At 38.0% G+C, this 22449-nt stretch carries 19 protein-coding genes and 2 pseudogenes; 9 read left to right on the top strand and 12 right to left on the bottom strand.

The window, feature by feature from the left end:
- The first annotated feature begins 357 nt into the window (after positions 1 to 357).
- Complete coding sequence (locus tag J3U69_RS09125; protein WP_244986832.1) at positions 358 to 1491, top strand: serine hydrolase domain-containing protein; 1134 nt, start codon at positions 358 to 360, stop codon at positions 1489 to 1491.
- 86 nt (positions 1492 to 1577) lie between these two features.
- Here J3U69_RS09125 and J3U69_RS09130 read toward each other — a convergent pair whose 3' ends face one another.
- A complete protein-coding gene (locus tag J3U69_RS09130) occupies positions 1578 to 4427 on the bottom strand; it encodes a DUF3427 domain-containing protein (protein WP_267413817.1) in 2850 nt (949 codons plus the stop codon).
- Positions 4428 to 4515: 88 nt separating this feature from the next.
- Positions 4516 to 5343 (bottom strand): exodeoxyribonuclease III, encoded by an 828-nt coding sequence (locus J3U69_RS09135; RefSeq protein WP_220220503.1) that lies wholly within the window; start codon positions 5341 to 5343, stop codon positions 4516 to 4518.
- Positions 5344 to 5718: 375 nt separating this feature from the next.
- Here J3U69_RS09135 and J3U69_RS09140 point away from each other — a divergent pair, with 375 nt between their 5' ends.
- A complete protein-coding gene (locus J3U69_RS09140; protein ID WP_220220502.1) occupies positions 5719 to 6729 on the top strand; it encodes a D-2-hydroxyacid dehydrogenase in 1011 nt (336 codons plus the stop codon).
- Positions 6730 to 6876: 147 nt separating this feature from the next.
- Here the strand turns inward: J3U69_RS09140 and treC are convergent, their stop codons facing one another.
- Together treC and treR are read right to left on the bottom strand one after the other, a co-directional pair.
- Positions 6877 to 8544 (bottom strand): alpha,alpha-phosphotrehalase, encoded by a 1668-nt coding sequence (treC, locus tag J3U69_RS09145; protein WP_267413822.1) that lies wholly within the window; start codon positions 8542 to 8544, stop codon positions 6877 to 6879.
- A 13-nt stretch (positions 8545 to 8557) separates the two neighbouring features.
- Positions 8558 to 9286, bottom strand: coding sequence for a trehalose operon repressor (treR, locus tag J3U69_RS09150; protein ID WP_220220500.1), 729 nt, complete (start codon positions 9284 to 9286; stop codon positions 8558 to 8560).
- 163 nt (positions 9287 to 9449) lie between these two features.
- Between treR and J3U69_RS10440 the strand changes: the two are divergent.
- A pseudogene (locus J3U69_RS10440) lies at positions 9450 to 9503 on the top strand (hypothetical protein); the annotation flags it as partial.
- A 244-nt stretch (positions 9504 to 9747) separates the two neighbouring features.
- On the opposite strand, the gene proC reads toward J3U69_RS10440, so the two are convergent.
- From proC to J3U69_RS09165, 3 genes are all read right to left on the bottom strand, one after another.
- Entirely contained in the window at positions 9748 to 10512 is a 765-nt protein-coding gene (proC, locus tag J3U69_RS09155; protein ID WP_267413826.1) for a pyrroline-5-carboxylate reductase, read from the bottom strand.
- 26 nt (positions 10513 to 10538) lie between these two features.
- On the bottom strand, positions 10539 to 11402 hold the full coding sequence (locus J3U69_RS09160) for an aldo/keto reductase (protein ID WP_220232580.1): 864 nt from the start codon (positions 11400 to 11402) through the stop codon (positions 10539 to 10541).
- Between the two features lie 73 nt (positions 11403 to 11475).
- Complete coding sequence (locus J3U69_RS09165; RefSeq protein WP_220220495.1) at positions 11476 to 12177, bottom strand: YjjG family noncanonical pyrimidine nucleotidase; 702 nt, start codon at positions 12175 to 12177, stop codon at positions 11476 to 11478.
- Between the two features lie 635 nt (positions 12178 to 12812).
- On the opposite strand from J3U69_RS09165, the gene nrdJ reads away from it, so the two are divergent.
- From nrdJ to J3U69_RS09185, 4 genes are read left to right on the top strand one after another with little or no spacing between them, the layout of a single operon-like run.
- A complete protein-coding gene (gene nrdJ / locus J3U69_RS09170; protein ID WP_267413829.1) occupies positions 12813 to 15047 on the top strand; it encodes a ribonucleoside-triphosphate reductase, adenosylcobalamin-dependent in 2235 nt (744 codons plus the stop codon).
- 53 nt (positions 15048 to 15100) lie between these two features.
- Positions 15101 to 15490: a DUF4430 domain-containing protein gene (locus J3U69_RS09175; RefSeq protein WP_103752690.1), complete on the top strand. Its 390-nt coding sequence runs from the start codon at positions 15101 to 15103 to the stop codon at positions 15488 to 15490.
- Between the two features lie 6 nt (positions 15491 to 15496).
- A complete protein-coding gene (locus tag J3U69_RS09180) occupies positions 15497 to 16012 on the top strand; it encodes an ECF transporter S component (protein WP_103752689.1) in 516 nt (171 codons plus the stop codon).
- Positions 16009 to 16548: a cob(I)yrinic acid a,c-diamide adenosyltransferase gene (locus J3U69_RS09185; RefSeq protein WP_220220493.1), complete on the top strand. Its 540-nt coding sequence runs from the start codon at positions 16009 to 16011 to the stop codon at positions 16546 to 16548. The genes J3U69_RS09180 and J3U69_RS09185 overlap by 4 nt, the downstream gene beginning before the upstream one ends.
- Positions 16549 to 16632: 84 nt before the next feature.
- Here the strand turns inward: J3U69_RS09185 and J3U69_RS09190 are convergent, their stop codons facing one another.
- A complete protein-coding gene (locus tag J3U69_RS09190) occupies positions 16633 to 17496 on the bottom strand; it encodes an NAD(P)-dependent oxidoreductase (RefSeq protein WP_220235021.1) in 864 nt (287 codons plus the stop codon).
- A 107-nt stretch (positions 17497 to 17603) separates the two neighbouring features.
- On the bottom strand, positions 17604 to 18455 hold the full coding sequence (locus J3U69_RS09195) for a helix-turn-helix domain-containing protein (RefSeq protein ID WP_267413832.1): 852 nt from the start codon (positions 18453 to 18455) through the stop codon (positions 17604 to 17606).
- A 253-nt stretch (positions 18456 to 18708) separates the two neighbouring features.
- Here J3U69_RS09195 and J3U69_RS09200 point away from each other — a divergent pair, with 253 nt between their 5' ends.
- Positions 18709 to 20454 (top strand): 1-deoxy-D-xylulose-5-phosphate synthase, encoded by a 1746-nt coding sequence (locus tag J3U69_RS09200; RefSeq protein WP_267413834.1) that lies wholly within the window; start codon positions 18709 to 18711, stop codon positions 20452 to 20454.
- A gap of 27 nt (positions 20455 to 20481) precedes the next feature.
- Positions 20482 to 21354 (top strand): alpha/beta hydrolase, encoded by an 873-nt coding sequence (locus J3U69_RS09205; RefSeq protein ID WP_267413836.1) that lies wholly within the window; start codon positions 20482 to 20484, stop codon positions 21352 to 21354.
- A gap of 11 nt (positions 21355 to 21365) precedes the next feature.
- Here the strand turns inward: J3U69_RS09205 and J3U69_RS09210 are convergent, their stop codons facing one another.
- The 3 genes and pseudogenes from J3U69_RS09210 to J3U69_RS09215 form a co-directional block, all read right to left on the bottom strand.
- Positions 21366 to 21557 (bottom strand): hypothetical protein, encoded by a 192-nt coding sequence (locus J3U69_RS09210; protein ID WP_267413838.1) that lies wholly within the window; start codon positions 21555 to 21557, stop codon positions 21366 to 21368.
- A gap of 36 nt (positions 21558 to 21593) precedes the next feature.
- A pseudogene (locus tag J3U69_RS10445) lies at positions 21594 to 21671 on the bottom strand (MerR family transcriptional regulator); the annotation flags it as partial.
- Between the two features lie 213 nt (positions 21672 to 21884).
- Positions 21885 to 22259, bottom strand: coding sequence for a hypothetical protein (locus J3U69_RS09215; protein WP_220235016.1), 375 nt, complete (start codon positions 22257 to 22259; stop codon positions 21885 to 21887).
- Positions 22260 to 22449 lie beyond the last annotated feature (190 nt).

Genomic DNA, 22449 nt, shown 5'->3' on the forward strand with positions numbered 1-22449 from the left:
CGCCCTCTTCCGCTTGGCTCTTGCCTTGCGCCCGACGACAGTTATTAATATTAGCAACTCTTTTTTACTTTTGCAAGTCTTTTTTGTAATTTATTTTTGATTCTAGTAATAAAGCCTTAATATTAGCGTTTTTTTAAGTATGTTTTGGCTAGCTTATTCAACTAATTAGTACTGAGTGTTACTTTAATTGCCGCTGCTTACTTAATTAATCTCTGCTATTTTTCTAAATTTACAGCGTTTCAATTGTTACTTCACGTTTACAAAGATTGTTAAAGAATCTTAACCTTTTAGCATTTCTTTGTTAATGATAACGATTTATAATACTTCTAATATCTTCAAAAGGGAGAAAATAATATTTTGAAACATAAATTTTTCACTCTTGCTACCGCTTTGATGCTTGGAGCCTCAGCTCCATTAGCAACTGGGGCAATCACAGTGCAGGCAGCAACTACAACCACGCAAAACAGTCAAACAGAAATGTATAATTTTGTTAGAAACACTTTCAAAAAGCACCACGTAAGAGGCGTAGTTACCGTCGTCAAAAACGGCGTTCCACAAACAATTAGTTACGGTTATGCCTGGTATGGCAAACGAATAGGCAATGGTAACCCCAAGGTCACTTATCCAACAGCTTCTTTACAAAAAGTAATCACCGCTGCAATCATTGTCCAGCTAATTAACGAAACCAAAAATACTGACAAGGCATTTAACCAAAACACTAAAATTTCACGTTGGTACCCTAACTTGAAAAATGCCAATAATATTTCTGTTGGCAACTTGATGACGCATACATCTGGCATCACAGCTGCTAAAACAGAAATAAACCGGGGAATTGTTTATTCAGAAGCAGACGCTCTTGATTGGGTCGTCAAAAATATCAATAATTCGCCTTCTGATAATGTTGGAACTTATCATTACAACAACAGCAATTTTATTTTGTTAACTGGAATTATTCGCCAAATTACCGGACTATCTTATGAACAAAACATCCAAACCAGAATAATTCAAAAATTAGGTCTTAAGAATACTTACCTTTACCAGAACATCCCTAAAGGAATAACAGATCCTATTTCTTATTATTCAAATGGCGGAAAAAATTATCAAAATGCCAATTACATCAAAGCAAGCCTCGCCTCACAAATACCAGGAGCCGGCAACTTATTTACTACGCCAGATGAATACTACCGCATTCAAGTTGGGTTAAGCGACGGTTCAATTTTAGATAAAAGTGATTTTCACTATTTGACGCACTTAAACAGCAAAATTACTGAGTATTGCGGGGGAATGTATCTCAAGCAAAACGAATCGCTAAAAAGCGCATACGGAAGTTTCTACGGTATGCACTTTGGCACGTGGGTACAATTGACTACCGATAATCAAAATGGCATCGTCATGTTTTTAAATCAAACTAATGATAATGAAAATGCCGAAAAAGATGTTGGTTACGAAATCCTTCAACATATTAAGCCAAATACATTTGTCTCACGTTAAATAATCTCTTTTTTGTTAAAAATCAAAACTCCTATTTGGTAACAACAAATACCAGATAGGAGTTTTTTAGTTCAATTGATAAATTTTTAGTCTGCAAATAATAATTCGTACATTTTAGCTTGTAGTGGTTTATTAAGCAGCAGGTTCATCCCCACAGTCGCTTTTTTCTTTGGTCCCAACTGCTCTTCTTTAACCGTTTCTTTTTGAATATTAGCTTGGCCCAAATAGAAAAACTGCTTACCGATTGCATCGCTTTTTTTAACAAAAATGTGTAATTTCATGTCGGGCGTATTTAACAATCGCTTTACTTCATCAGAATCCAAGTGCCTTGGCGAGCGCGTATACCACCGCAAAGAGCGTCCATCTTCAAGCGTATTATGGTACAAAGCACTTCGCTTTTTGGCAGAATCTTTCTTATAAGTAATAAAAATTGGGGTTTCATTTTTATCAACCCGGTAGCCATACATCGGGGCCGAAACATCCTTAGGCCAATTTAATAGGCGGCAAGCATCTTTACGATCATATTGCTGATAAAGCGTAAATTGCTCTTGGTTATCATAGTCTTGGTTAAGCGCCAAGCCAGTTTTAACTGCATCCAAAAACAGCCGGTAAAAATCTTGACTATCATGTAGCGCTTGTTTCAATTCAGGTGCGAGCAGATAAGTAAACAAATCTGGGCGTTCGATTAAAGCGTGATTGCCATACTGTTCTTTTTTGGTCGTTTTACCCTGCTTAATGTCAAAAAAGCTTAATGTCAGAATATCTTCAACGGAGTTGAGTACTTCAGGATTAATATATGCATTATATGTAGCTAACGCTTCTTCAAATTCTGATTGAGTTACCTTGTCTTTTTCTAATAATAATTGTAATAAAACTAATTCATGCGGTCTCTTGCCATTAAGTAATTCTTTCGTAACAAAAGATAAAATAGCACTTTGTTCTTTATTCAAGGCAACCGGTTCACCCATTTTTACTAGAAATTGGCCGTAGTGCTTTAAGGCATGATTACTAGCAAAAACCATTGGCGAGGTTGAACCATAATGATAAAAATCAAGCAAAAGCGGTGGTCGTCCAATTTTTTCCTTTAAATCCAAATATGACTGACGCAATTCTTTCATACTATCAAGTTTAATGCGATCTAGCGAAGCTAAAATCTTTGCCGAAGCCACCTGGCTGAAGTTAATAGTTGAAACATCAATAAATCCTGGCAGTTTGCTTTCCTCACGTGCCTTGTCCAGGTCTCGACTATTATCTTGATTTAAAGAAATTGGAATTAAATAATTGTTTTTATAATTACCAATAAAGTCAATGACAGTTACGTAGTCCTTGCCCGGATATTTACGCAATCCTCGGCCTAACTGTTGGATAAAAACAATACTAGACTGGGTATTGCGCAACATAATTATTTGATTCAGTGCCGGAATATCAATTCCCTCGTTAAAAAGATCAACAGTAACGATATATTCAATGTTTCCTTGCTCGAGCTGCTTAACTACCTGCATTCGCCGCTTTTCACTATCTTCATTAGTCAGGGCAATTGCCGGATGGTTTTTAGCCGTAAAAATCTGCGCTAATTCGCGGGCTTCTTCCTGCCTACTGCAAAAAATCAGGCCTTTAGCCTGCTTACCACAATAACCATAATAATCGAGCTGCTTTAGTACGTAATCAACCCGCTTAGGTGCAAGGAGCCTACGCAAATTAGTCGTTTCATCAATGCTTTCCCCATCTGCTTCATAGTCTTCTACCCCAACATAATGAAATGGTGCAAGCATCTTATTTTCTAATGCGCCACGGAGCCGAATTTCATAAGCTAAATTATAATCAAATAACTGGTAAACATCTTGGTCATCCATTCGTTCGGGCGTAGCCGTCATCCCCAGCCAAAACTGCGGCGCAAATTTAGCAAAGACCCGCTGATAGCTGGGAGCCGCTGCCCGGTGGGCTTCATCAATTAGAATATAATCAAATTCCGTTACATTTAAATTAGCGAGCATTTCAGGCTGGCTTAAAGTTTGGACAGTGGCAAAAACATACTTTCGTTCAAGTTGGTGCTTGTGCCCTGTCAATAGACCATAATCTTTGCGATCACCGCCAATTACCTGATAAAAACTTTCTAATGCCTTCTTGGCAATTTGTTCGCGGTGTACCACATACAAAAATTTCTTAGGATGAAAATCCTTGACCGCAAAAGCTCCCAAATATGTCTTACCGGTACCGGTCGCCGAAACAATCAATCCCCGCTTTTGTCCCGAAGCAATTAAGCCCGTTAGCTCCTTTAGAGCCTCTTTTTGCATCTGATTCGGGGTTATCTTCTGTGCTTTTGTTGTGGTAAAGCGAGTCTGAATAGCATTTGGCTTAGGGCTAACCCAGTTAGCTTCGTATTCACTTAACCAAGCAGTAGTTAATGGCTGGCTAGTTTCATCAAGTTGCACTAATTGCTGCTTAATTTGCTCAGTTAAAGCTGCATTTTCTTTCGAACTGACTTTTAGCGCCCACTCATAATTACTAAGAAGAGCTGCTCGCGTGAAATTGGCGCTACCTATCACAAGAGTTTCCCAATTCTCATGATCAAAAAGATAGCCTTTTGCGTGAAAGCCCGTATTAGGGGCAATTTTAACCGTCAGATTAGTAATTTTCATTAATTCATGAAAAACGCGGGGATTATTAAAAGCTAAATAATCACCTGTAATTAAGGTCCCGGAAACATTTTTTCGTGCCAAATCCGCCAAAACGACTTTTAAGGGGACGAGCATATCCTGTGTGATAAATGCAACTGCCCATGTGAATGAGCGGCAACTGAGCAGTTCCTGCCGCAAGGTTAACCAAATGTTGTCGTTTTGATTATTCTGCAACAATTTAGGACTGAGAAGCTCATGGCCAGGGTATGATTGATCATAGAGACCATTAAGTATGGCATCTTGCAGTGGTTCATTCATTGATTTTTATGCCTCTAAATTTCTTATTTTTCTATCTATAATATAAAGAAAAAGAAATCCAGTCATTAGGATTTCTCTCAAATTTTATTTACAAGTCAATATCTAACAATATTGGACAGTGGTCTGCACGTACACCAGTATCCATCATTTCTGAGCGAGTCACCTTATCGGCAATTCGATTGCTTGTAATCCAATAATCGATTCTCCAGCCTGAGTTATTCGCCTTAGCCGTTCTAACTCTTTGCGCCCACCAAGAATAAACGCCTTCAACGTCACCATTGATTTTTCTAAAAGAGTCAGTAAAACCGGCATTAAGAAGTTGGGTAAAATCTTCACGCTCTTCATCAGTAAAACCAGCAGAGTGATGATTTGTTTCGGGGTGCTTCAGGTCAATTTCTTCATGAGCACAGTTATAATCGCCACAAGCTAGCACCGGTTTTTGTTTATCCAGCTGCTTCAAATAAGCGATGTATTTTTCATCCCAAACTTGTCGTTCACTTAGACGTTTCAACCCGTTTCCTGAATTAGGCGTGTAAACTTGTGTAACAAAATAAGCGGGAAATTCTAGCGTAATGATTCTGCCTTCCTGGTCCATTGGTTCTGGTGCGCCAATTTCAGGAAAAGTAACCGTCGGCTCTAAATCCTTTTTATATAAGTACATCGTACCAGCATAGCCTTTACGAGCGGGCTCTTCTGACGAACGCCATACAATTTCATATTCCGGAAACTCATTTGTTAACACTTCTAAATGCTTTTTTGTTGGTCCTGTTGACCGAAGTTTAGTTTCTTGAATTGCAATAATATCCGCGTTTTGCTCATGGATTTTTTCTAAAACTTTCCGTGTTTCTACAGCCCTAGAAGAAGTCCCCGTTAACGCAGCATTCAGTGAATCAATATTCCACGAAATTAAGATCATATTTTTCTCCTTTGTATCCATCTTATACATTATATAGTTTTTTAAAACGGACTCACAACTTCATTAACTTAATTTGGCAATTTTTAGTAAACAGAACATAATTCTGCCAGCAGCCTAACCCCAAAAATCATTTTAAGCACATTTAAAAATATTTAAGTAATTATAAAATTGTTACAAATTTCACGACTTTAGGTAAAAATCCAATAAATTATTTTTCTTTCTTGATTAACTGGTACTCTGCAAATGTAAGCGGTTGTTACAAACTGAGCGTTTTTTCAAAATGATCCATTTCACAATTTTGTATTTTTAATTCGTCTAGTACAAGTGTATAATAGCACAAGAGATAGTAATAACGATTTATGGAGGTTAGATTTTATGACTAAAATTTATGCTTATGCGATTCGTAAAGACGAAGAGCCATATGTCCACGAGTGGAAAGACGCTCATCCAGATGTCGAAGTTGATTACACTGATCAACTTTTGACTCCAGAAACTGCTGAATTAGCTAACGGTGCTGATGGTGTTGTAACTTACCAACAATTAGACTATAAGGCAGATACCATTGAAGCTTTAGACAAGCTTGGTATTCACAACTGGTCAATTCGTAACGTTGGTATTGACAACATTGACTTGAAGAAAGCTAAAGAACTTGGCTTCAAGTTAACTAACGTACCAGTTTACTCACCAGATGCTATTGCTGAACACGCTGCTATTCAAGCTGCAAGAGTTTTACGTCAAGACAAGGCAATGGATGAAAAACTTGCCAAGCACGACTTCCGTTGGGCACCTACAATTGGTCGTGAAGTTCGTGACCAAACTGTTGGTGTTATCGGTACTGGTCACATTGGTCAAGTATTTATGAGAATTATGGAAGGCTTTGGCGCTAAGGTTATCGCTTATGATATCTTCCAAAACCCTATTCTTAAGAAGAAGGGCTACTACGTTGATACTTTAGACGAACTTTATGCTCAATCTGATGTCATTTCACTTCACGTACCTGATGTTCCTGAAAACATCCACATGATCAATGACGACTCAATCAAGAAGATGAAAGACGACGTAGTTATCGTTAACGTATCACGTGGTCCACTTGTTGACACTGATGCTATTGTTCGTGGTCTTGATTCAGGTAAAATCTTCGGCTTTGTAATGGATACTTACGAAGGTGAAGTTGGTATCTTCAACGAAGATTTCAGCAACAAAGAATTGCCTGATAAGCGTTTAGCAGATTTAATTGCTCGTCCAAACGTTTTGGTAACTCCACACACAGCTTTCTACACAACACATGCTGTTCGTAACATGGTTATCAATTCATTTGACAACAACTTGAAGTTAATCAATGGTGAAAAGCCTGATACTCCAGTTGATTTAGATAAAGAATTTTAATTTCATAAACTTATTTCCCTTCTTAAACACATTTAATGATTTGACTTTAAAAAAAGGTAGCAATTTACTTACTTGATACCTCTTTTACTTAAAAAAGACGTCTAGAATTTACTTAAAAATCTAGGCGTCTTTTTATTATGCTAAAAATCACTTTGCCAGTTTAACGGTTAAAGTTTCATATGGTCGAAGACTAATTTTCTCCCCTAAAGTAGAGCTAGTCTTGGCATAATTACTAAGCAAAATTTCGACTTGCTGATTTTTCAAGCCGTCTGGCAGCTCCACTTCATGTTTTTTACCATAAAAGTTACTGAACACAACAATCTTTTGCGACTGGTGCTGTAAATAACGGACATAAGCAAAAACTTGTGGATCATTGTTTAAAAACATTTTGATATGTCCGTCCGAAATTAACTCCTCACTCTTACGCAATTGGATCAGCTTTTGGTAAAAATTGAAGATTTCACCATCTTTCAATTCTTGTGCAACGTTAATTTCAGCTTGACCTGTTGGCATTAGCCACGGCTTATGCTTGCTAAAGCCTGCATACTGATTATTAGTCCAATGCATTGGTGTCCGCGAATTATCGCGAGATTTTGTTTTAACAATCTCAAAGGCTTCTTGCTCACTCATTCCGGCCTTTTTTAATTCGGTAAATGCATTAATACTCTCAATATCGACATAGTCTTTCATTGACGAATAAGTTGGGTTGACCGCCCCAATTTCTTCACCCATATAAATAAATGGCGTTCCACGCATTAAATGTAGGGCTGCAGCGAGCATCTCAGCAGATTTCACACGGTACTTGCCCGTTGCCCCGAACCGGTTAATGGCCATTGGCTGGTCATGATTATTCCAAAAGAGTGCGTTCCAGCCTCCTCCTTCGTCCATTTTTTCCTGCCACGAAGTGAAAATTTGCTTTAATTGCATAAAGTCAAATGGTTCTTTTGTCCATTTCTGGCCATTTTGATAATCGACCTTTAAATGATGAAAATTAAAAACCATCGATAACTCATGCTCGCTTGGTTTCGTATACTCAATTGAATTCTCAATAGTTGTCGATGACATTTCGCCAACAGTAACACTATTTTGATCTTGGCCAAAGCTAGCTCGATTTAATTCTTTGAGATATTGATGAACCACTGGCGTATCAGTATATAAAGCTTTTTCTTCAACCGGATTGGTCGAATCAACGAGCGTTTCTGCTTTTCCGGTGACATTAATGACATCAAAGCGGAATCCTTGCACACCTTTTCCTCGCCAAAAATTAACTACTTTGGCAACTTCTTTTCTCACTTCTGGATTATGCCAATCTAAGTCAGCTTGGCTCGGATCATAAAGATGAAGATAATAATAATCCGTTTGACCAAACTTGCTCCAAGCCGGGCCCCCGAATTTACTTTGCCAATTAGTTGGCAAGCTGCCATCTTTTTTGGCTTTACGCAAATAAAAATAGTCTTGATATTTTTTATCACCTGCCAGTGCCTTTTGAAACCATTCATTAGAAGTTGAGCAATGATTAAGTACCATATCCAGCATAATGCCAACGTTAATTTCTTTTAGCTTAGCAACTAGTTCTTCAAAGTCGGCCATGGTACCAAATAGCGGATCAATCTTGTAATAGTCCGCTACATCATAGCCATTATCATTTTGTGGTGACACAAAAAAGGGGTTAAACCAAATCATATCAACATTTAATTTTTTAATGTAATCAATCTTAGCAATAATGCCCCGAAGGTCACCAATTCCGTCATTATTTGAATCATAGAAAGACTTAGGATAGATCTGATAAATTACTTTTTTTCCCAGAGCGGTCATACTTTTCTCCTAATTATTGCGGCTTAATATTCTGCCTGCGTGCAAAATCAACGAATTTGAATTTTGCTGGGTTGTGAAAGGACAGGGTCAATTGAAACGGCGTTGTATCGCTTAAAAAGCTGCGACTTGCTACTAAAACAACCATATCATTTTCAAGTGCTAGCTTTCGCCGAAGATTTTCAGTTGCCTTTTCAACCGTAATTGTCTTAGTGGCATAAGAAACTTCTAACCCCAAATCGTTTTCAAGATATTGATAAATTGAATTTTGGGCTGCCGATAGCGGTAATTCAGCAATTGGGGGTGTAAATAAAAAATCACAGTCCAAAACAGCCGGTTCATTTGCTAGTAAACGCAGCCGCTCAAGATATATTCCCTCATTTTGCTTTTCTTGGGGAAATTTCTCTGCAAATAGACCAGGTAGCATTTTGGTTTTAGTCAAATTTAAAACTTTGGTTTCAGCGTTCATTCCCAATGATTTATTAAGCTCAGCAAAGCTTTCAATGCCAGAAATAGGAAACGAATACCTGCCTAAATCTAACACCATTGAGCCTTTTCCCTGAATTTTTTGAATCATTCCTAAAGAATTAAGTTGCTCTAATGCCTTTCTCACAGTTTCGCGTGAAGTGCCGTATAGCTTAGTCAACTGGTTTTCACTTGGAAGGAAACTACCTACTTTAAATTGCTTATGCCGGATTTTTTCTGCAATATCTTGGGCAATTAAGGTTGCTTTTGAATCTGTCATTTTTTAAATCCTTTCACTTTTATTCTATTATATCCAATGATGTCTGTACAAGAGCGAAATTAAATTAATTATTATTTATTAGCCCCGAAATATCTATCTTTTCTAGCTGATTGACAACATGTATGTACAAGTACAAGCATTTTAATTAAAGGAGCTTTGTAAAAAATACGGCGTAAGAGTTACCGTTAGTTCTGATGCACATTTTGCCAGTAATATTGGTAACTTTACTGAGGCGCTAAAAATGCTAGAAGAAATTGATTTTCCGCAAGAACTAATCGTAAATCGTGATTTAGAAACATTTTCTTCAGCTTTTTCGCGAATTGAAAACTAATTTTTAAGAGCAACACATACATAATAGTAAATAAAAAAACTGATAAATCTAGCTGATTTATCAGTTTTTTGCTTATAAATATTGTTGTAGTTTTAATTACAAACAGTCTTTTTCCAAATACTTTTATTTTTTAATTAGCTGAAGCATTAACTGCCTGAATTAAGGCATTTCTGAAACCTTCCTGTTCCAATTTAACTACACCTCTTATGGTGGATCCACCTGGAGTAGTTACTTCATCCTTTAATTCCTCAGGCAATTTCTTGCTAGATAATGCAAGTTTCGCAGTGCCTACCAGCATCTGTTCCACAATTTGGTAAGATTCAGCCCGCTTAACGCCATTTTGGACAGCAGCGTCGCTTAGGGCCTCAATCATCATATTAACATATGCTGGTGTGCAACCTGCAACAGTCCCATAAATTCCTAATAAATCCGCAGGAACGACATAAACACTGCCCATTTGCTCAAACAGAGCTTTAACAGTGTTAATTACCTGCTTCTTTTCTCCGGGAACAAAGCTCATCGCTGTGATTCCCTCACCAATTTGAACTGGCGTATTAGGAACAATTTTGACAAAAGAAGAATCATCCGGTAATTCCTGGTTGATTGTAGTAAGATCACCACCACCAGTTGACAAAATGATACCATGATACTTTTGCCCAAGTTCATGAAAAATTGATGTTATAACTGAGCCACCGACAGCCACAATCACTGCCTGGCAGTCGTTAAAAGCAGCATAGTCATCTACTAGGTGCAAATTCAGTTCAGCTGCAACCTTTTGTGCTGACCGGTGACCACCGTCAAAAACATAAATATCTTGACTAGCCGTCTTACCTTGTAATAAGCCCAAAATAATTGCCTTACCAATTTTGCCAGTTCCAATAAATCCTACTTTCATCATTTATCACCTTAAAATTTATCTTATTAAAAATCAGTATTATCTGGATCAGTAGCCATTTCTGCTACACCATGTAAATGATCTAAAGCTTGCATATCTTCTTCACTAATTGCGAAATCGAAAATAGCGGCGTTTTCTTTCATTCGGTCACGGTGGACAGACTTAGGCAAAGGTACAAATTGATGCTGCAATGACCAGCGCAACAAAATTTGTGCAGGAGTCTTATCATAATGCTTAGCAACTTCGACAACAGTCTCATTGTTAAATAAGCCGCCTCGTCCTAAAGGACTATAAGCTTCATTAAGAATTCCCAATTCTTCATTATATGAAGTTACATCTTCTTGCATGTCGCTTGGATTAAGATAAATTTGATTAACCGCCGGACGAAGAGATGCCGTTTTTAGTATTTCATCGAGGTGTTCTCGCCTAAAGTTTGATACACCAATTGCACGAATTTTCCCAGCAATCTGAGCTTCCTCCATTGCACGCCAACTTTCTGCATTTAATTCTGCCCAGTGGTCGCGAATACCGACAGGATTAGGCCAATGGATTAAATACAGATCAATATAATCTACATCTAACTTTTCTAAGCTTTTATCAATTGCTTCATTGGTCTTCTTGTAGCCATGCATATCATTCCACAGCTTAGTCGTAATAAATAAGTCATAACGGTTAACACCGCTTTCTCTAATTCCTTTACCAATACTTACTTCATTACCATAAGCTGCGGCAGTATCAATTAGTCGATAGCCCAAATTAATAGCGTCTTTGACAGCATTTTTTGCAATATCGCCGTCTGGCGTTTGCCATGTACCTAGTCCAATAGCTGGAATCTTAACTCCGTTATTTAATTGGTAGGTGTCAGACATAGAATGAATATCAACAGTCATTATTTTCACCTCTCGATTCGTTATATTTTAGCAAATTAAATATTGATATCATTAATACATTAACAGATTTCGACTACTTTTGGAAATTGTTTTTAAGAAGTTTTACAAATTGTGGATAAGTTGTTACTTCAAACAGCGGATGCAAATTCATGTTATTTTTCCGATGACGATGATTATACCAAATACTGCTAAAACCATAATTCTCCGCGCCTAAGATATCAGACTGCAGTCCATCACCAAAGAAGACCGTATCTTCTGGGCCAAACTTGGTCCGAGCAAAGAAATAATCAAAAATGCGACTATCTGGCTTAGAATAGCCAGCCTCTTCAGAAGTAACGATTAAATCAAAATAATCTTTAATTCCAGCCAGTTCAAGGCGATGTCTCTGCATAAAAGTCTCGCCATTAGTCAAAATTGTTAATTCCAGATTTTGTTTCTGAGCAAAACGCAAAGTGTCCTCGACACCCGGTAAAAGCTTATACGCACGAGAAAAATAAGAACGATATTCATCCATGACAGCGAGACCATTAACTTCAATATTAAAAGTATCTTTCAGAAAATTATGAAAAACCATTTCACTTAATTCTTGATAAGTAAGAGCGCCATTTTCTAGCTGACGCCAAAGCCCCTGATTATACGCATGATATTGCCGCTGGATTTCATCCGTAAGTTCCCATTGATGTGCATTAAAAAGGCTATGAAGAGCAAAATTCTCCGTATCGGCAAAATCAATCAATGTATCATCAACATCAAATATAATCTGTTTGAAGTACAAGTAACTTCATCCTTTCTAGTTATTTCCTAGGAAATAACACATACTAACATGGAAAATTATTATACCAGTATTTTATTTATAATGAGAAAATTATCTTTTTCTTAAATTTAGGCAAAAGACTACTTTATCTTAATAATGACGCATATAATGCCCTAAAACTATGACTTGGAGGAATAATTAAACATGCTTACTCTTTTATTGATTATTTTTCTAATATGGGCTTTTGTTAAGCTAGGGATCGGGACGCTCAAAATCCTATTTTTCTTGCTGGCTTGCGGTTTTGTATTTGTTTTTTTCATTCACCTGTTAGTTCCGTTAATCATACTAGGAGCTATAATTTTTATTGCCTTTGCACTATTAGGTTCTTAAATTAGGTTCTTAAATAAAAATCCACTAAAGATTAGCTAAGCACGATAAGTAATATCTTATACTTGTCGTGCTTTTTGTGTACAGTTATTCCTATATGATTTTTTTATTTCCGCCGAATCTTACTCCCACTTTAGTTAGAGTTTTTTGTTCGTGTTTTAGTGTAGCATATCGACTATCAAATACAAGATATTGTGGTATAGTTCTTTCTGTAGCCATACATAATGTATGTGTGAAACAATTGTTAGTTTTTAGGAGCTATTTTACACATGAAAAACACAACAATAAGCTTAGATCAGGCTTATATTGATCAAGTGAAACAAAATATTTCACCTCACTGGGGCGAATTAGGCTGGGTCACCTACAAGCGGACTTATGCCCGGTGGCTTCCACAAGAAAACCGGTCCGAAGAGTGGGACGAAACCGTCAAACGTGTGGTTGAAGGAAATATTAACCTTGACCCACGGCTTGCAGACTCACCTTCTGAGGAAGTCATTACTGAATTAACCAATGAGGCCCGTGAATTGTACCGGCTAGTTTATGGGCTTGCCGCCACTCCATCTGGACGTAATCTCTGGGTTTCTGGAACTGATTACCAAAAACGCAACGGTGACTCACTAAACAATTGCTGGTTTATCGCAATTCGACCGCAAAAATACGGTGACAGTCATATTGTTCCTTCGTACTTATCTAAGGATGAACAAGCTGTTTCAATGCCTTTTTCTTTTGTTTTTGATCAGCTTATGAAAGGCGGCGGTGTTGGTTTTTCTGTCGTAAAAGAAAATATTGCCAAAATTCCACCAGTTGATCAAAAAGTTGATTTAACTGTTGTAATTGATAAGAAGAGTGCTTCTTACCAAGACTCAGTTAAGTTAGGTGCAACTGACAAAGCAACTTGGGAAGAGCAAAACGGCGGCGCTACCGATTATGTTTACTATAAGCTGCCCGATACTCGCGAAGGCTGGGTTTTGGCTAATGCACGCCTAATTGATATGCACTTTAACCAAACCAATCCTGAAAACAAGCAAAAGCTAGTTTTGGATATCAGTGATATTCGGCCTTATGGTGCCAAGATTCATGGTTTTGGCGGAACAGCTTCAGGACCAATGCCACTAGTAGAAATGGTTTTTGAAATTAACCAAATTATTAACGATCGCGTTGGCGGTCACCTAACTTCCGTTGATGGCACCGATATCTGCAATTTAATCGGTAAAACCGTTGTTGCTGGCAATGTCAGAAGATCAGCAGAATTGGCACTTGGTTCAAATGATGACCAAGACTTCATCACAATGAAACAGGATAAAGATAAGCTCTATCATCATCGCTGGGCTTCTAATAATAGTGTCGCAATCGACGCTGAATTTAATGATTATGAGCCTATCGCCAATGGTATTCGGGAAAACGGTGAGCCGGGAATTGTTAACCTTGATTTATCGCGTAATTACGGCCGTATAATTGATGGCTATCAAAAAGACATTGATGGCGAAGTTGAGGGAACCAATCCGTGTGGTGAGATCTCGCTTGGAAATGGCGAGCCATGCAACCTATTTGAAGTTTTCCCTTATATCGCTGAAAAACAAGGCTGGAATCTTCAAGATGTCTTCAAGCTCGCCGCACGCTACACCAAGCGCGTAACCTTTAGTGCCTACGACTGGGAGATTTCTCGCCAGATTATTTATAAAAACCGGCGTATCGGTGTTTCCATGTCAGGAATTCAAGATTGGCTCTTAAATGATCTAGGCCACCGGGTTGTCACTGGCTTTAAGGATGAGGTCGATCAAGAAACTGGTGAAAAAATCAAGGTGCCGATCTACGATCCTAAAGGAATCAAAATGGTTACTTCTGCATATCAAGCCGTTGTTGATGCAGACAATGAGTATAGCAAGGCGCTGCACTGCGAGCCATCAATTAAGCATACTACTGTTAAGCCATCAGGAACTGTAGCTAAACTTGCAGGTGCATCTGAAGGAATGCACTTCCACTATGCTGGCTATTTAATTCAGCGAATTCGTTTCCAAGCTTCCGACCCATTATTAAAAGCATTAGCAGCTTGCGGCTATTATTCTGAACCCGATATTTATTCACCAAACACTACTTGTGTTGAATTTCCATTACGGGCAGCCCATGCGGATAGTGAAAACTTTGCTTCTGCCGGAACGGTTTCAATCGAAGAGCAATTTGCCACCCAAGCGTTTTTACAAACATACTGGTCCGACAACGCTGTTAGTTGTACCGTTACCTTCCAAAAAGAGGAAGGCGATAAGATTAATTCGCTGTTTAAGCAATACCGTCATGTAATTAAGTCAACTTCTTTATTGCCTTATTATGGTGGTTCATTAGAACAAGCACCAAAAGAGCCAATTGATAAGGAAACTTATGAAAAGCGCAAAGCCCAGATTTCAGGCGATGTTGCCAGTGTCTTTGCCAAACAACACGACGATCAAAAAGACTTAGAACTTGTTGATCAAGAAGATTGTGAAAACGGCGCTTGCCCAGTTAAATAGTCAAAATTACAAATTATTACGTTATCAGAAAAATATTACGAGGAGTTTTTATCATGAAAAAAAATAAATTAGCAGTCATTACCGGTTTAGCAACAATTTTCACTTTTACCTTTGCAGGTTATGAAACTACGCAAACACCTACTACGGTTAGTGCAGCAAGCAAAATTCACGTTACCTACACTCTTAAAGTAAATAACAAGAATTATAAAAAACGGACGGTTAAATTAGCTAAGCATTCAACGGTTATGCAAGGACTTAGAAAATTATGGCACGTAAAGAGCACTAACGGCTTTATTACTTCGATTGCTGGTAAGAGTCAAAATAAGGCAAAACACGTTTACTGGACATATACCATTAACGGTAAATTCGCTAACAAAGGCGCAACTGAGCAAAGAGTGGGTAATAAAGACAAGGTTAAATTCACTTTAGCTAAGATGAACTAATTAATTATGCACAACTCAACCAAAAAAATAGCACTACTTGCGATCTTAACCGCAATGTGCGTGGCGCTTAGAATTTTTAAGATTATTCCTGTACCTAATGTTCAACCAGTTACTGCAATTTTAATGATCGTTACGCTAAATTTGGGCTTTACTTTTGGTTTTGCTTTGGCCATTTTAACGATGGTCGTTTCTAACATCTATCTGGGCTTTGGCATTTGGACCGTTTCGCAGGTTCTTGCCTATGGCGGCTGTGTTCTAACCGTGGCGTTATTTGCAAAATTTACGCCATTAAAAAAGCACTTTATTTTGCAACTGATACTTGTCACGTTCTTAGGCTGGGAATATGGTTGTTTTGTTGATTTCGGGATGTCCATTTTTGGCGGCTTCCAGGCCTTCCTAGCTTATTGGGCCGGCAGCCTGACCTTTGATACTTACCATGCCATTGGTAATTTAGTTTTTTATCCTATTTTATACAAACCCCTTAACATCGCACTTGATCATTACCAAAAGAGGCTATCATGACTATCAAAATTTATACCAAAGTTGGCGATCATGGTTTTACCAAACAAGTTACGGGCAAAATGGTACCCAAATATGACCTCCAAATTGTTGCCGTAGGTGATATTGATGAACTTGATTCATATCTCGGCGTTGTAGCCGCAAGTTTATCCGCTAATTGCCAAAAGTTATTGGCGCCAGTGCAAAATTTGCAACGTGATCTATACGAACTTGAAAGTGACATTGTTGTCAAACGGCATGAGCAGATTACTAGCGCTAAAGTTACCGCGCTTGAAAAACAAATCGATGAGCTTAACCAGCAAATTCCAAAAACAACCCACTTTATTTTACCCGGCGGATCACTAACAGCATCACACTTACATTATGCTCGCACAATTGCCAGACGAGCTGAGCGAGCAATGGTTAAATTGGACGCTGAAGAGCAAAAATTGGCTCCTGCTTGCTTAAAATACATTAACCGATTATCTGACTATCTTTTTATTTTGGCTCGTTACGCGAACGTTTTGGACGGCGTAGCAGAAGTTAAAAGCAAACTATAAGTTAGTAGGTATTAAAAAAACGACTGATACTGATAAGAACCCCCATTAGTATCGGTCGTTTTTTAGTTTGCAATTTTAACGCAGCTAATTCCACCAAAGTTTAATTAAACCCTGCGTTCCTAAATCGCCTAGTCCTTTTTCATCAACCAGTTTAGCGTAAAGCTCAGCCGCTTTCTCGGTTGCCGGCAACTCAAGTTTCATTTCCTTAGCCGTATCTAGCGCAATTCTGAGATCTTTCAAAAAGTGCTTGCTAAAAAAGCCTGGAGTGTAATCACCCTTTAAAACTCGGGGACCATAATTACTTAAACTCCAGTTTGCCGCACTACCAGCACCCACAGTTTCTAGCACGGCATTAAGATCAAGTCCAGCCTTCTTGGCATAAACCAGCATCTCTGTCATTCCAGTCATTGTACCTGCAATCATAATTTGATTAGCCATCTTTGTATTTTGTCCTGAACCAGCTGGGCCAAAATAATGAACTGACTTGCCAAAGTCTTTAAAAAGATCTACCAAATCATCGTAGGCTGCCTTATCACCACCGACCATAATCGTCAGCGTACCATTTTTAGCACCCAAATCACCACCAGATACAGGTGCATCTAAAACTTTAGCGCCAAGCTTTTCACCTTCAGTAAAAATGCGCTGAGCAAGTGCCGGTTTTGATGTGGTCATGTCAACCAAGTACTTATCCTTAACTGTTGCTGTCAAAATCCCATTTTCGCCAAAGTAAACTTGCTCGACATCTTTAGGAAAACCGACGATTGAAAAGATCACTTCGGCTTGTTCAACTACCGCTTTTGGACTTTCACACCAAGTCGCACCCTTAGCAACCAAGTTATCCGTTTTACTTTTTGTTCGGTTGTAAACCCAGAGCTCATGACCAGCTTGCAATAAATTGAGGCAAATCGCATTTCCCATTACCCCGGTTCCAATAAAACCAACTTTCATTAAGAATCACTCCTTTATAACCAATGGTTTCCATATATAAACCTATCATAGCACCAGTTTTTTTATTTACTAGCATGCCAATAGATTTTTATAATTAGCCAGCGCTCCTAATCGCAGTATTGGCGGAAAAAAGAATCCACTTCATTGCCATACTCAGGCATCCCTATTAAGGTAAAGTTTTTAATTGCCCATTCACACTTTTCCAAATACTTATCTTGATGGTCAAAATGATAATTAACCATGTTTTCAAGCACCAGCAAGACGTTTTTATAGAAAAACAGCTCTGGCCTTGTTGCCACCTTAGCTGCTGCTTCAATCAACCAGCCGGTATCCTCATATCGCTTGGCTTTAATTAAATCAATCAACAAATTGCCAATTATGCCTAATAATTCTGTTTGATGCCGCGACTTATCCGACTTTTGCAATTTAGCAATAACTTTTTTGCTAAAGAGAAGGTTGCTGTCAAGGTCATAAAATGGCATCAAATTGATATAAACTCGTAATTTGGTTTCGTCAAAATCAGTAAAATCAAACAGCCATTCTTGTAATCGTGCACGTTTTTCTGCACTTAATTTTTCTGGCTGATTATTAATTTCCACCTCGACTGCATCAAGGTAAAGCAGCCATTTGTCTTGATTGGCCATTGTACTATCTTCAACATATTGCCTAATTTCTTTCAGCTTGGCCTGATCATTTTGATACCATGCTTGGTTAATTGCATGATCAACAAATTTAAATTCATCAAATTGTTGCTGTTCACTATCATCCAGCCTTTGAAAGAAATCCCACAAGCCAATTTGGTTTGCGCGCAAGACTGCAATCAAGTCTTCGGCGGTAATGCGATGCTTATTTTGTTCAACTTTTGAATAATACGAAGGGCTGACAATGCCAGCCGCCCATTCTTTTTGCGTCTTGCCGTTTTCAAGTCGGTACTGTTTTAATAAAGCGCCAATTGTCATTTTGCTATCCCATTATTTTAGTTCCAAACATTATTCTTAATAATGATTATAATACTAAAAACTGGTTAAAAAATTTGCAATTAATATTTGACTTAACCTTAGCTCTAAGTATTACAATTTTAATAATTAATCGCTTTATTGCGGGTATCCAGATCGTAAATTAACCTACGAACTTTCTTCATCCCAAATAAAGTATTTTATAATTAAAGCAGTCAACAATCATCTATTTAATTGTGCAGGGAGGCACTTTTTCATGAATAAGCATGAAGATTTTTTATTAAATAAAATTTCTGGTCCCCAAGACCTTAAAAAATTAAGTATCGCAGAAATGGAACAATTAGCCACAGAAATTAGGACACTAATTTTGGAAAAAGACGCATATGAAGGCGGACACCTCGGCCCTGACTTAGGAATTGTTGAAGCAACCATCGCCTATCACTACGTATTTAATGCGCCAAAAGACAAGATCGTCTGGGATGTTTCCCATCAAACTTATCCCCATAAAATGCTAACAGGACGAGCAAAAGCTTGGCTTGATCCTGATCATTATGAAGACGTTACGCCATATACTAATCCTGATGAAAGTCCCTATGATTATTACTCAATCGGCCACACTTCAACCTCAATTGCTCTGGCAACCGGAATGGCCAAGGCACGTGATTTACTAGGCGGACATGAAAACATCATGGCTTTAATTGGTGACGGGTCAATGACTGGCGGCTTAGCTTTTGAAGGTCTTAATAATGCCGCAATTGAGCAACATAACCTAGTTGTCGTCGTTAATGATAATCAGTGGTCAATTGATAAAAATGTTGGTGGACTAGTTACGGCACTGCAGAAATTGCGTGATTCTAATGGCGAAGCGGCAGAAAATCCTTTCAAGGCAATGGGCTTTGATTACCGTTACGTCGCAGATGGTAATGACCTTCAAGCAATGATTAACGCTTTTAAAGCGGTCAAAGATGTCGATCACCCAATCTTGCTGCATATCAACACGCTTAAGGGTAAAGGCTATAAGCCTGCCATTCAAGACGAAGAGGCCCACCATTGGGTTAGTCCTTTTAATTTAACTACTGATCAACCGACAGCCGCAGCTTCATCTGCACCGACTCCTAATTCAATTGCCCTAGATGTCATCAAGAAACATATCAAGTCTGGCCAAAAAATCATGGCAATTAATGCTGCCATTCCCGGCGTATTTGATCTTGACCACTTTAAGCAAGAGTACCCGGCAAACTATACCGATGTTGGCATTGCCGAGCAGGAATCAGTTGCATTTGCTGCTGGTTTTGCTAAAGAAGGCGGTATTCCAGTTTTAATGGAAAATTCCACCTTCTTACAGCGCGCTTTTGACCAGCTTTCTCATGACGTTGCAGCCAACGACCTGCCAGTAGTCATGCTTGTTGCTGGTGGCCGAATTTCAAATGGTTCTAAGACTCACCTTGGCATTTTTGATCAAGTAATGGTTGCCAACTTGCCCAACTGGCTTTACTTAGCTCCAACGACTTTAAAAGAAGAACAAGCAATGCTTGAATGGGCAATCAAGCAAAGAAAGCATCCAGTTGCCATTAAATTGCCCGCTAACGTTCCTGTCAGTGATGACCAAGAAGTTGCCACCGATTATAGCGAACTAAAATACCGCATCAATCCTGGGCAAAAGGTTGCAATTCTTGCCCTAGGCGACTTCTATAGCCTCGGAAAGCAAGTTGCTGCCGCGCTAAATGCAACGTTAGTCAATCCTATTTCCGCCAATATTTTAGATCAGGCAGCTTTAGACAAACTAGCAGCTAACCACGAAGTCATTGTTACCTTGGAAGATAACACCTTAGACGGCGGTTTTGGTCAAAAAGTAGCTTCTTATCTTGGTCAAAAAGATGTCAAAGTCCTTAATTACGGGCAAAAGCGGGTTTATACCGATCAAACTCCTGTTGAGCAAATCTACCAGGATAATCATTTAACGGTTAAGCAAATTACAGCTGATATTAAAAATATACTTTAGACTCTCAAAGTCTACTAAGGATAAAAAATGACGAAAAAAAGCAAGATAGTTCTGAGTGGGCTATTAGCAATTCTGGTGTTACTAGCTTGCTGGTGGCTCTTCTTTAATAAGGCAGAGCAAAAGCAAAATCCAGCTAAAACAATTGCTACTCCCACCATCTTTGTTCATGGTTGGGGCAGCAGCTATCGTGCAGAAGAAAGCATGGCAAATTATGCCCGCGCTTGTAACGCGACTAACTCAATTATAAGAGCTGACGTTAGTCAAGACGGCAAAGTTACGTTTGATAAAACCATCAGTACTAATGCTAAAAATCCCATCATTGAGGTTAACTTACTTAATAATAAAAGTATTTTCCCAGATGAAACCGATCAGGCTCGTGCTTTAACTAAAAGTAGTAATTACATTAAAGACGTAGTAGTAGCGCTGCAGAAGAAATACCATTTTAATAAAATCAATTTAGTCGGGCACTCAATGGGCAACCTGCAAATTGCCTATTATTTAAAAAATAATGCAGCTAATTCCAAAATGCCGCAATTGAATAAACAAGTTTCTATTGCAGGCCATTATAACGGCTATCTCGGCGAACTCGGCGCACCCAAGCATACTATTTTAACTAAAAATGGTAAGCCAGAAAAAATGGATACTGGCTACAAAGGACTACTGCCTTTAAGAAGGACTTTCCCGCAAAATGCCCGCGTACTAAATATCTACGGTAATACTGGTAACGGAACAGATGGTTCAGTTGACAATAACTCTTCCCGCTCTTACCGTTACTTAGTTAGTAAACGCGCACGTTCTTACCAAGAACACGAATTTCACGGGCAAAACGCTCAGCACAGCAAGCTACATGAAAACAAGCAGGTAGCTCAATTACTGGTTAAATTTTTATGGGCAAAATAAAAAATAACACTTTACTTAATTTTGCCCTGATCATACAAAGTGATTTTAGTTTTTAAGCGCGTAATTGTTTGCTGGATGTTGTGATTTTCTTGTTCAAGCTTTTCTAATTCTTTAACTAAAATTGCGCGCCGGGTTTTTCTAGTATCCGTGCCCTTTTGAACTAATTTAGTATATTCGAGTAAGTCATTAATGGGAATTCTCACTTGACGCATGCATCTGATAAAGTCAATCCAGTTTATATCAGCTTCACTATAATTTCTAATGCCGTCCTTACGCTCTATTGGCGGAATTAAGCCAACTTTTTCATAATAGCGCAGGGTATGGAGTTACATTAGTTTTTTGTGCTGCTTCTGCTATTTTCATCCTGTTAATCTCCCAATTTTTTACTTTAAACAAAGTATAATTTGACTTAACAATAAGTCTTTTACGCGGCCCAAAAGACAAAAGCACCTATATACTTCTAATGCCGTCTTTGCGCTTTATTGGCGGAATTAAGCTAGCCTTTTTATAGAGTATGCCTCTAAAATTAATTATTTTCTTTTACTTTTTAATAAGTCTAAAACAATTATTATTACTTGCTGAACAAGCCAAAGTAATAATGAATAAATAGATATAACACCCAGTAAGATATTTTTCCCATCTAAGTAGTATAAAACTATAAAGACGAAGAACATCGCCAAATAAATACGCTCTGAATAAACTACAACTTTGTGATCAACTAAATAATCCGTTTCAGAAGAAGTTGATTTTTGGTTTTTACTTGTGGGCCATAATGCCACTGCTAATGTTAGTAGTGCTATTATTATTTCCCTTGGACTACGCCAAGGAGAAAAATCTTTTATCGCAATTATTAATAATATAATGCCTATTGAAATAGGAAAAATTTTACTAAGTTTTATCTTCATAATTTATACCTTATAAAATCTAATTATTTTTGCCTAAACTTTATAAGTAATCCATCTAAACTTATTGCACATCTGTCAACATCATTAATTTCCAAAATGCGATTTCATTCACTGAAAAAAATAATAATTGGTGTGCCTCGTAACGAATCATTCATAATATTGCTTCTTAATTTAGATGTATATACCTATT

This window comes from Lactobacillus sp. B4026, from assembly GCF_026535825.1.
GTDB classification, from domain to species: Bacteria; Bacillota; Bacilli; order Lactobacillales; family Lactobacillaceae; genus Lactobacillus; species Lactobacillus panisapium.